13 protein-coding genes are annotated in these 10,887 nt (G+C 59.5%); 1 reads left to right on the top strand and 12 read right to left on the bottom strand.

The annotated features are described in order from the left end of the window. Window positions 1-123: 123 nt before the first annotated feature. The 5 genes from AC1Q7H_RS37170 to AC1Q7H_RS37150 form a co-directional block, all read right to left on the bottom strand. Complete coding sequence (locus AC1Q7H_RS37170) at window positions 124-852, bottom strand: GMC family oxidoreductase (protein ID WP_492316771.1); 729 nt, start codon at window positions 850-852, stop codon at window positions 124-126. Window positions 853-978: 126 nt separating this feature from the next. Next, window positions 979-1,377, bottom strand: a complete 399-nt coding sequence (locus AC1Q7H_RS37165; protein WP_492316772.1) for a GMC family oxidoreductase — start codon at window positions 1,375-1,377, stop codon at window positions 979-981. Between the two features lie 336 nt (window positions 1,378-1,713). Then, window positions 1,714-3,348, bottom strand: coding sequence for a 3-(methylthio)propionyl-CoA ligase (locus AC1Q7H_RS37160; protein WP_492316773.1), 1,635 nt, complete (start codon window positions 3,346-3,348; stop codon window positions 1,714-1,716). A gap of 108 nt (window positions 3,349-3,456) precedes the next feature. Further along, a complete protein-coding gene (locus tag AC1Q7H_RS37155) occupies window positions 3,457-4,185 on the bottom strand; it encodes an alpha/beta fold hydrolase (RefSeq protein WP_492316774.1) in 729 nt (242 codons plus the stop codon). Between the two features lie 8 nt (window positions 4,186-4,193). Beyond that, window positions 4,194-4,949: an SDR family NAD(P)-dependent oxidoreductase gene (locus AC1Q7H_RS37150; RefSeq protein WP_492316775.1), complete on the bottom strand. Its 756-nt coding sequence runs from the start codon at window positions 4,947-4,949 to the stop codon at window positions 4,194-4,196. Window positions 4,950-5,299: 350 nt separating this feature from the next. Here AC1Q7H_RS37150 and AC1Q7H_RS37145 point away from each other — a divergent pair, with 350 nt between their 5' ends. Next, window positions 5,300-5,953: a GntR family transcriptional regulator gene (locus tag AC1Q7H_RS37145; protein ID WP_492316776.1), complete on the top strand. Its 654-nt coding sequence runs from the start codon at window positions 5,300-5,302 to the stop codon at window positions 5,951-5,953. A 101-nt stretch (window positions 5,954-6,054) separates the two neighbouring features. On the opposite strand, the gene AC1Q7H_RS37140 is transcribed toward AC1Q7H_RS37145, so the two are convergent. The 7 genes from AC1Q7H_RS37140 to AC1Q7H_RS37110 all read right to left on the bottom strand — a co-directional run bounded on the left by AC1Q7H_RS37140 (window position 6,055) and on the right by AC1Q7H_RS37110 (window position 10,868). Next, window positions 6,055-6,252, bottom strand: coding sequence for a hypothetical protein (locus tag AC1Q7H_RS37140; RefSeq protein ID WP_017511339.1), 198 nt, complete (start codon window positions 6,250-6,252; stop codon window positions 6,055-6,057). 28 nt (window positions 6,253-6,280) lie between these two features. Beyond that, entirely contained in the window at window positions 6,281-7,081 is an 801-nt protein-coding gene (locus AC1Q7H_RS37135) for a sterol desaturase family protein (RefSeq protein WP_492316777.1), read from the bottom strand. 73 nt (window positions 7,082-7,154) lie between these two features. Next, window positions 7,155-7,451, bottom strand: a complete 297-nt coding sequence (locus AC1Q7H_RS37130; RefSeq protein WP_284494964.1) for a DUF6166 domain-containing protein — start codon at window positions 7,449-7,451, stop codon at window positions 7,155-7,157. A gap of 24 nt (window positions 7,452-7,475) precedes the next feature. Further along, the gene (locus AC1Q7H_RS37125) at window positions 7,476-8,189 is read right to left on the bottom strand and encodes an ABC transporter ATP-binding protein (protein WP_276286955.1); all 714 of its coding nucleotides are present in this window, start codon (window positions 8,187-8,189) and stop codon (window positions 7,476-7,478) included. Continuing rightward, complete coding sequence (locus tag AC1Q7H_RS37120) at window positions 8,183-8,977, bottom strand: ABC transporter ATP-binding protein (protein ID WP_284494966.1); 795 nt, start codon at window positions 8,975-8,977, stop codon at window positions 8,183-8,185. Before AC1Q7H_RS37120 ends, AC1Q7H_RS37125 begins: the two co-directional genes overlap by 7 nt. Then, window positions 8,974-9,990, bottom strand: coding sequence for a branched-chain amino acid ABC transporter permease (locus AC1Q7H_RS37115; protein ID WP_284494967.1), 1,017 nt, complete (start codon window positions 9,988-9,990; stop codon window positions 8,974-8,976). Before AC1Q7H_RS37115 ends, AC1Q7H_RS37120 begins: the two co-directional genes overlap by 4 nt. Next, window positions 9,987-10,868 (bottom strand): branched-chain amino acid ABC transporter permease, encoded by an 882-nt coding sequence (locus tag AC1Q7H_RS37110; RefSeq protein WP_492316778.1) that lies wholly within the window; start codon window positions 10,866-10,868, stop codon window positions 9,987-9,989. The genes AC1Q7H_RS37115 and AC1Q7H_RS37110 overlap by 4 nt, the downstream gene beginning before the upstream one ends. Window positions 10,869-10,887: the final 19 nt, after the last annotated feature.

Here is a 10,887-nt window from a genome sequence, read left to right as displayed (position 1 = left end):
GCTTTGCCATCCCTACATCATGCCGCTTGACGCGCGGCGGACGGCGACACGTGTCGCACTTGAAACCGTCTCTAAGTATCGCGCGGTGGTCGCTCAATCCTCGGCGTACGGGCTTGTCCAGATTCATGGAGCGGCGGCGGATGACTGCCGTATGAGATCTGCGGCTTTTTCGGCCATTGCCATGATGGGAAGATTGGTGTTACCGCTTATGACGTTGGGCATGACCGACCCGTCAATGACTCTGAGGTTTTCGATCCCGCGAACTCTCAACTCACCATCGACAACGGCGTTATTGTCCGCCCCCATCCGGCATGTTCCGACCGGGTGGTAGATGGTCTCCGCACGAGCGCGTACCCAGGTTTTACGGGATGCAGCGCTGGAGAACGCGTCCATATCGATCCTTCGCTTGATGTGCTTCTTGAGCGCGGGCTGATTAATGATCTCGCACATGCGCTCCACCCCATCCAGCATGCTTCTGAAGTCTGACTCCTCTGAGAGAAATCGGGGGTCGATCCGCGGGAAGTCGGCCGGATCAGCCGAGCGCAGTCTTAGTACTCCTCTGCTCCTGGGGCGAAGCTGACATACTCGGATGGCGAAGCCATGAGCAATAGATTCATCGGGTGGAGGATTTCGAAGGGCGATGATAAGGTGCGCCTGCCAGTCCGGAAGGTAGGGATCTCCATTTCCATTGAAGAATGCTCCTGCCTCAACGCCCTGCGAGGTCGCTGGGCCGCTGCCAGAAAGAAGATAGCGAGCACCTGCCAGGCCACCCCTGACCACGCCGAGATAAGGTGTGAGCGTGAGAGGTTGGGACGCCTCCAAGCGAATCGCGCAATCAAGATGATCCTGCAAGTTCTCGCCTACCCCCGCGGCGTCAACCTCTCTCAATGAACGCGTTTGAGATGGCGTTCCGCTGAGTGCCGTACGACAGTCGGATAGGACCTGAGTACCCGCGATTTCCGTCCCTATTAGGCGTGATCAGTGACGCGTCTTCGTTTTCCGGAAGTACGGACGAAGTTGTTCATAGCTCCAATTCGGCAGGCCCTGCGACGCCCAACCGTCGTAGTCTGAAGGATTTCCACGGATCGCGATCATGGAGTTGATCGAAGATGAACCACCAACGACCCGGCCTCTGGGAATATAGATGCTACGGTTATCCAAGTACGTTTGAGGCTCCGTCCAAAAGCGCCAGTTGTATTTCGGGCTCGTATAGAGCACGCGAATGCCCGCTGGCATGCGGACAAAGACCGATGATGCTGACGACCCCGCCTCCAGGAGCAGGACCTTGAACCCAGGATCCTCACTCAGCCGCGAGGCAAGTACACATCCGGCAGAGCCGGCGCCGATCACGATGTAGTCATACGCAGGGAATTTCATGTCGTTCCTTTGTCGGCGATGACAAGGCGATTACAGATTAATGCGTGCTGGAGCCTTCGGCGGCATTCGCGCTCGACGAATGTGCTCACGTGCCTTGCCGAGGTCGGCGCGCGTCAAGGTAGTTGTCGCCTCAGTCATGCAGCCAAGGGCTGTATTTCTTTTGTCTGTGACGCCATGACCACCACCGAGTCCCGTTCAGGGTTAAGCGTCGCGGCTCCTCCGGTTTCTGCAGTGTGGTCAATTCGCGCTCCCGAGGCGACGCGCATGGGTGTCTTCTGCCTGCAGCCGTAGCACCTGAGCGAACACGGCTGCGGCATACCAAGTCTGGTCTAGCTATCAGGCCTCAGTAGTTGTCAGTCGGTAGTCGGCGAGTTGTTCACGCAGGCGCATCTTCAGGATCTTGCCAGTCGCACCGATCGGGATGCTTTCCATAAACACCACATCGTCCGGGATCTGCCACTTGGCCGTCTTGCCCTCGTAGAACGCGAGCAGTTCCTCGCGCGTGACCTCTGCGCCAGGCTTCTTGACCACAGCGATAATCGGCCGCTCTTCCCACTTCGGGTGGTGAGCGCTGATGCACGCGGCAATGGCCACGGCCGGGTGCGCCATAGCGATGTTCTCGATGTCGATGGAACTGATCCACTCGCCGCCAGATTTGATCAAGTCCTTGCTGCGGTCAGTGATCTGCATGAAACCGTCCGCATCGATCGTGGCTACGTCGCCAGTAGGAAACCATCCGTCCACCAACGGATCGCCGCCTTCGCTCTTGAAGTACGCTTTGATCACCCACGGCCCCTTGACCAGGAGATCCCCATAGGTCTCACCGTCCCAGGGCAATTCCTTGCCGTCGGTGTCCACAATCTTCATGTCCAACCCTGACAATGCGCGCCCCTGCTTGAGCCGGATCGCCAGTTGCGCTTCAGCTTCCAGACTCAGATGCCTTTCCTTCAGCATGCACAGAGTGCCCAGGGGACTTGTCTCCGTCATGCCCCACGCATGCTGTACGTCCACGCCATATTGATCGCGGAAGGCATTGATCATGGCTGGCGGGCAGGCCGAGCCGCCGATCATCGTCCGCTTGAGAGTGCTGAACTTCAGGCCATTGCCCTGCGTATGCGCCAGCAGCATCTGCCAGACGGTCGGCACGCCAGCGGCGAATGTAACCTTCTCGGCCTCGATCAACCCATGGATGGACTTGCCATCCAGTGCCGGGCCTGGGAACACAAGCTTGCAGCCCGCCAGGGCCGCGGAATATGGAAGCCCCCAGGCGTTGACGTGGAACATCGGTACCACTGGCAGCACCGATTCGCGGGCCGACAGATTCATCGCGTCCGGCAGCGTTGCTGCGAGAGCGTGCAGCGTGGTCGAGCGGTGGCTGTACAGCACCCCTTTCGGATTGCCGGTGGTACCGCTGGTGTAGCACATGCTGGAGGCGGAATTCTCGTCGAACTCGGGCCAGTCGTAGGTGTCAGCTTGCCCCGCGATCCAGGCTTCGTAGCTCACGAGGTTCGGGATGCCGGTGTCCTGCGGCAGCTTGTCTGCGTCGGCCAGCGCCACCCACTTCTTCACCGTGGGGCACTTGGTATGCACGGCCTGCACTAGCGGCAGGAAGTTGGTGTCGAAGGCCAGCACCTGGTCCTCGGCGTGGTTGATGATCCAGGCGATCTGGTCGGGGTGCAGGCGCGGGTTGATGGTGTGCAGCACGCGGCCCGAGCCCGAGACGCCGTAGAAGAGCTCCAGGTGGCGGTAGCCATTCCAGGCCAGCGTGGCCACCCGCTCGGAGAATGCCAGCTTATCGGCGTCGAGCGCGTTGGCCACGCAGCGCGCGCGCCGTGCGACGTCGACCCAGGTGCAGCGGTGGATATCGCCCTCAACGCGGCGAGAGACGATTTCGGCTTCACCATGGTGGCGCTCAGCAAAGTCGATCAGGTTGGAAATCAAAAGCGGACGAACTTGCATCAAACCGAGCATGGAACACGCTCCTTGTGTGAAAAGAATGTCGGTAAGCACGAGCACTCATCACCGCATCCCGCCAGGGATGTGGTGCGGCGCCAGAGAAACTTCTTGTCGCCAGCGTCCTCAGCTCGAGGGACTACTGCTGCGTTCGATGTCCTGCGTCAGAAGTTCGACGAGGCGCTCAGGCATCGTGATGTGCGGGTTGTGCGTTGCATTCAGCTCGTGAAACGTCCAGCCGGAATGGCCGCGGGCGCGTGCGGCAGAACTGCCGAAGCTGTCGTACAGACCGATCCGTGTGCAGTAGACATACGTGGCCGGGAGACGGCTCGCATGATCCCTCGCCGGCAGTGCGGATGTGAACGTGTGCAAGGGCTGAGGCCCTCGTCGCGTCGCTGCGAGGTCGACATCACGCGTGGGCGTGTCCTCGGGCATGGGCGTGGGTGGAATCAGCCACCCGAATCCCTTCTGCTGCGCGGCTTCCAGCACGCCCCGACTCTGTACCCGTGGCAAGAGGTCGAGCGCACACTCGCCGGGCTCCGGAAGCAGCGCATCGACGTAAATCAGCCGCCGGATCCGATTGGCCACCCGCGCAGCAACGCCAGTCGCAACCATCCCGCCATAGCTGTGTCCAACGAGCACGACATCGGATAGATCTTCGTGTTCGATGACCTGAACGATGTCTTCGATGTGCGTGTTCAGGTCAATGCCAGGATTCAGCAAGTGCGCCCTCTCCCCCAAGCCGGTACAGGTCGGCATTACGAAGCGGATGCCCTTGCCGAGGAAAAGCGAATGCATCCGCCACCACGCCCACCCGCCGGACCAGGCACCATGCACTCCCACGAAGACAGGCATGGCCGGCCTCAGCATCGGTAGGCGAGGAAACCGCCATCCAGAAGGACTTCGGCACCGGTGACGTAGGCGGCCGCATCCGATGCGAGAAACAGAATGGCATTGGCGGCATCCTCTCTGCCTCCAGTGCCACCGAGCGGCACGGTCTCGAAGAACTTCTTCCGCATGGCCGGATCCGCGGAGACCACGGACGTTCTCATCGGCGGCAGCAGCCCCGGCACAATCGCATTGACGCGCACACCCGATCTTGCGTATTCACCGGCTGCGCACCGGGTCATTCCCAGCACGCCCGCCTTGACCGCGGCATAGCCCATGTGAAGGCCCGGCAAACCGCAGTAGGCCGCAACCGACGACACCGTCACGATCGATCCGCCACCGGCCCGAACAATCGCTTTCGCCCCATGCCGAATCGCCAGGAAGGTCCCACGAATATGCACCGACGTCAGCCGGTCCATGTATTCAACATTTTCATGGTCCGGCACCATTCCGCTGATGCCGGCATTGCTGACAACGACATGCACGGCCCCAAAGACCTTTTCCGCGGACGCTATCGCGTGCCTCCAGTCCGTCTCGCTCGACACATCGAGCTTGACGAAAGACGCGTCCCCGCCCGTTTCATTGATGGCCTGCGTCACTGCGACGCCCTCATCCTCCAACAAGTCCGCGAGCACGACGCGAGCACCCTCGGCGGCGAACATCCTCGCCGTCACGTCACCAATGCCACTGGCAGCGCCAGTCACAAAAACAGTCTTGTCCTTGAACCGCATGCTTGTCTCCAATGTTGATGCCACCCCGTCAGGGCAGCTATTTGTGCATGACTAATATTGTACATATATATTAGCCGCATGCAAAACTATACCCGCGATGAGCCTCTTCTTATTGGCGAATGGAAACGATTTTGCCGTCGGATATGTCCACGGCAGGGCCACGGGCGAAAGCCATTCAGCTAACATATCAACCCTACACAGCTTCAACACTCAACCTGGGCGAGCATCGATGCCTCGCCATCGCGAACAATCAGAGGGCTATGCGACGGACATCCAACAAGGCAGCCAACACGCGCGGACTTACGACCGACGCCGGACCTGGCGAACTCAGCAGGCAGCGGACCACCAAGATGGCAAAGCGCATGCCAGCGCCATCGCTCGCCGAGCAAGCCTACAAAGCCATCGAGGAACTGATCATCACGCTCCAATTACCGCCCGGCATGGCTTTGTCTGAAAGCAGCCTGTCTGAATCCCTGGAGATCGGCCGAACCCCCATTCGCGAGGCATTGCAACGTCTCGCCATGGAGGGACTGGTATCCATCGTTCCCAAGCGCGGGGTGTTCGTTTCCGAAACAAACATCCTGACCCAACTGCGCTTGCTGGAACTGCGGCGTGAAGTTCAGCGTTTGCTGGCTCGGCTTGCTGCCGAGAGATCCACCGTGGAGGAGAGGGCCAAGTTCGCCAACATTGAAGCTGGATTGACCCAAGCCGCCGCAGAGCATGATGAGAAGCTGTTTTCCCAGCTTGACCGTGAACTGGACGAGCGGATGTGGGACGCAGCGCGAAACGAATTCATTGTCAAGACGATGTCATTGATGCGTGGCCTGTCCCGGCGTTTCTGGTTTGAACACTATCGCCGCACGGGCGACCTTCCATTGGCCGCCAAGCTTCATGCAAAGATCGCGAAAGCCATAAGCCAGGGCAAGCCGGCGGATGCTGCGGCCGCGTCGGATCGCCTGATCGACTACATCGAGAGCTTTTCTCGCGAGACGATCGAAAAGTGACGGCGGCACGCGCGCGTACGGAAGCGCTCGGCTCCGTGCTCTGCGCGCACGGAGCCAAGACCGCCGGCACAACATAACTTTGCCCGGAACATCGCGGTTTCCTACTGCGTTCCGCCCTCCCTTTCGGGAGCATCCCGGCTGACATCCGGGAAAATCCAGATCGACAGCACCATGAACACCGCAAGGAAGAAGGCGACATAAGCCGGCCGGGACAGATCGTGCGAGAGTTCGTACTGGCCGGTCAGCGCGAACACGCCGAAAATCAGAATCGAGAGAATGAATTTGAACTTGAACGGCATCGTGGACTCCTGGGGTGACGATTCGGTTTCAATGGGCGTCCGTGCGCGACTCGGGAATCTTGACGTTGCCCGGCTTGGGCGTGCGAGACGTCCGGCGCAGATTCTTCTTCAGGTACTTGCTGCTGTACCCATTGAACAGATGACCGAAGAAGCCGCGATCCAGGTCGGAGGTTCCGAGCAGCCAATCGAAAATGGGCGTACCGATTCCCATGTTGACTTCCATCATCAATGCTTGGTCATGGTGCGCCTGGTGATGCCTTCGCGCGGTATTGATGATGGGCAGATTGCGGACCAGCCAGTTGTCATCGACGTGGCAGCAGAAGTGAACGACCTCGTAGAACATATAGCTGCCCGTCAGGGCAGTCATCAGAAGCCATCCAAAGTTGGGAGAAATGATGAGGCCGGCGGTCAGTGAGGGCGCGAGCGACAGCAGCGTCAACACGATCATGGTGAACGGGGGAAAGAATGTCACGCGCCAGTCGCGGTGATCCGCAAATCGCATCTCCTGCTCCGTGAAGAACTGGTGATGCATGAGGGTGTGCCGGATATACAGTGCCCTCAGCATGGGACTCTTGCGCGGCCTGTGCATTGTTTGTGTGTGCAGAAGATATTCAGCGAGCTGATAGGAAAGGAACCCCAACGGCAGAGCCAGCCAATCCCGCCATTGCACACTCACGAGATTGGACGTGTAGATGTAGATGGCCGCGATACCACTCATCGCGATGATCATCAGATGCAGCCATCCGTGGTACCACCCTGCCACGCGATACCTGTATTCCTTGCGATAGCGACGTTGTCTGTCGCTCATACAGCTGTGTTGAAGTTCCATGATTACCTTCGTGGAAATCGGGTTGAAAGACTGAAATTCAGGGGCAAATTGATCGCGAATCGCCAGTGCCGACTCAACTACAGGCGATGCGCAGGAACTCCTCGATGCTTTCCGAAGTCAGATGCCATTCGTTCGAAAGGTTCGCCACCATGGCTCGCATGAAGGCTTCCGAGGATGAGCGGGCCAGCCCGGCGTTGTCCGTATGGTCGAAAAGCAGCGCGAAGGCCAGCTGCCTGGGTTCCTGCCCTTCGTAGCCCCATTCGAATCCCATGTCCGTATAGCGTTGAATATCTGCCTTGTCGGGCAGCGGCCTGCCATCAACATGCACCTTGACGCCATCGATGGTTCGATCACCTGTGTAGGTTTTCATAGCTACTCCTTGTTGTGATGTGCATTACAGTTCCACTGCTCCGGCGATCACGCTCATCACATCCGGGCTCGCAAGCGCATTCTCGAGTGAGCCTGAATAGATGATTTCCCCTCGTTCAATGACGAAGAGTTTGTCAATGTATTCAGGCACGTGATGCAAGTTGGATTCCGCCATCACGATGGCCTTTCCGGATTGGCGGATCGCCGCGACCCCTTCTGCTACCTGCGGAATGATGGCTGGCGACAGCCCTTCGAATGGCTCGTCGAGCAGCAACAACTCCGCATCGAGAGCGAGCGCGCGTGCAATCGACACCATTTTTCGCTCACCGCCAGAGAGTTCGGCGCCGCCGCGTTTTCGATATCGCTCGAGCTTGGGGAAGATCCGGTAGGCCTCTGCGATGCGCTCGGCGGCGGAACGCCCGCGCGTGCGGGTCCAGGTCGGGAGTTCGATGTTTTCCTCAACCGTCAGGTCGGCATAGACCTCGGATTCCTCGGGCGAGAAGCCGATGCCCTGCTGCGCGACCTGCCAAGTGGCCAGCTTCGCCAGATCTTGATCATGCCACCGCAGGTGGCCCGAGACCGGGCGGAGGTAGCCCATCAGCGTCCGGAACGTGGTGGTCTTGCCGGCGCCATTGCGCCCCAGAAGGCACACCAGTTCACCAGGCTTCACGTCAAGATTGACACCCCGCAGAATCCGGCTGCCCTGGATTTCTACGCACAGATCAACGACGTTCAGCATAGCAGCGTCTCCCCGGCGGATTGAGCCTGCTTGCTGTGCGCCGGTCCGATGACGGCCTCCAGCATGAGCGGGTCTTTGAAGAAGGCATCTGGCGTCATGTCTCCGATCACTCGCCCTTCCTGAAGCGCCACGATGCGGTGGGAGTACCTTGCGACAAGGGTCATATCATGCTCGACTTGGATGATCGTACCGACCCCTTGCAGGCGCGCCGCCTTGACGAGCAATTCCATGATGTCGTATTTGTCGGCGCTGGCCACGCCGGAGGTTGGTTCGTCCATCAGGATGGCCCTGGGACGCAACGCGAAGGCGCTTGCGATATCGAGCAGCTTCTTCTCTCCCTGGGAAAGTTCGCCGGTCGTTGTCGTCAACTTCTGAGACAACCCGAAAGTGGCCGCGACCCGCTGGACTTCGTCATCTATTTGACGGCTCTTGAAGAGCGTGGCGAACGGATTGCGCGCCTTGCCCAGCCTGGATGAAACTGCCACGGCGATCGATTCCCAGACGGAAAGGCTGGGAAAGACATTCACGAGCTGGAATGAGCGGGCCATGCCCATGGCTGCCAGCCTGACAGGGCCAATTCCGGCGATGCTCCGGCCGCTGAAATGCACGGATCCGCTCGTGGGCCTGGACAGTCCAGTCAGGACATTGACTAGCGTCGTCTTGCCTGCGCCGTTGGGACCGACAATCGAGACGAACTCAGTATCGCCAATGTTCAACGAGACGTCCCTTAACGCCTGGTACGAGCCGTAGGCCTTGGAAACATTTTGAGCACTAAGTATCATATTCATGGCTGTGCTCCTGGGTTCTTGCCGGGTCCGCGGTACTTCGAGAGGGTTCCGAGCAACCCATCCGGAAGTGCGAGAACGAGAACCGTCAGCGTGGCGCCCAGCAGGAATCGCCAATACTGGGTTTCGGAGGCCGCGATGTCCTGGAGCAGGACGAAGATGAGCGCGCCGACGCCCGGGCCTGAGAATGTGCCGGCCCCACCAAGGACCAGCATGAAGATGAGATTTCCCGATTGGGTCCAGTACGCCAGCTCCGGGTCGGCAAGGCCGGTCGAGACTCCGAGCATAGCCCCACCAATGGAACCCAGCATGCCTGACAGGACAAAGGCGCCGAGTCGCAGGCGATACACATGCACCCCGAGATATCGCGCCTTGTTCTCGTTGTCCCGGATGGCTTGCAGATGCAGTCCGACGGGAGACTTGATCATGCGATAGGTCACCAGGACGAACACCACATACACGACCAGACAGTAGTAGTAGAACGGCCCGCTGAGAAACTGTGTGGCGCTCATGTCCCATGTCTGCCCGAGCAGCGTCGGCCGCAGCACGCGCATGCCTTGGTCGCCGCCGGTGAGGTCATAGAACTTGAACAGGAAGGAGTGCAGGAGCATCCCGATGGCCAATGTCAGTACGCCAAAAAAGATGTGGGTAAACCTCACGCACAGGGCGCCAACGATAAGGGCGATGGATGCGCCCACTCCCGAGGCAACCAGGAGAATCCACTCGAACGACAAGATTCCGTGTTGAGTCGCCACGGCCGCGCAGTAGGCACCGATCGCGAGGAACATGGCGTGTCCGAAGGACAGCATTCCTGTGTATCCGAACAGAATGTTCATTCCCAGTACTGCAATGCCGTAGGCAATCACCGGCATGAGCGTGACGGTGGCATAGGCACTCAGCAAGACCGGCGACACAGCCAAGCCCACCAGGAGAATCACCAATGGACCAACACCGCCAAGCAAGAGTGGTCGTGCCGCCGGCGTCGAGGCCGGAAGCGTCTCGGGCAACGCGCTCATACAGCCTCCTTTCCGAACAGGCCCTTGGGGCGGAACAGCAGAACGGCCACGACAACGAGATAGATGGAGAGAATCTCGACTTCAGAGGCGAACGTCACAGCGACCGTCCGCATCAGGCCGACGATGACCGCGCCTGCTACGGCTCCGGCCATGCTCCCCAGGCCGCCAATCACCACGACGGCAAAGGCGTCAACGACGAGTTCGGCCGCCATCGTCAGTGAGGCCGCCGAAGTCGGGACGATTAGCGCGCCGCCGACCGTTCCCAGGATGCAGCCTACGGTGAACACAAGTGTGAAGACTCGCGAGGCGTTCACTCCCAATGCTTCTGTCATGTCCCTGTTCTCGGCGGTAGCGCGCACGATCCGGCCGACCCGACTGCGCTTGAGTGTCAGGCCCAGTATCAGCGCAATGGCAATGCTGGCCAGAATCACGAGCAGGTTGTAGATGGGAATGCTGACGGCTTGAGCCTCAAGCGTTCCATACGCACCGTACAATGCCGTATCCATCGAGCGCGGCGCTGCTCCCCAGAAGAACCGGAACACATCCTGGAACATCAGCACTAGGCCGAACGTCAGCAGCAACTGATAGCTGGGGTCGCGCCGATAGACCGGGCGCAGCATCAGTTCCAAGGGTGCGCCGACCAACCCGATCGCCAAGCCCGCAAGGACCAACACAGGGATCAGCAGCAGCGCTGGCAGTTGCCATTGCTGCACGATGCTAACAACAGTGATCGCGAAGAAGGCGCCAAGGGCATAGAAAGAGCCGCAAGCAAGATTGACGATCTTCTGAACACCAAATATCAACTGCAACCCGCAGGCCACGAGAAACAGTACGGCCGCCTGGAACAGGCCTGCCAGAATGAGATTCAAATATTGCACAACGGCTTTGCTCCGGGAT

It is taken from the genome of Cupriavidus sp. GW823-FHT06D04, assembly GCF_058795055.1.
This window is presented reverse-complemented; position numbering and strand designations above follow the sequence as displayed.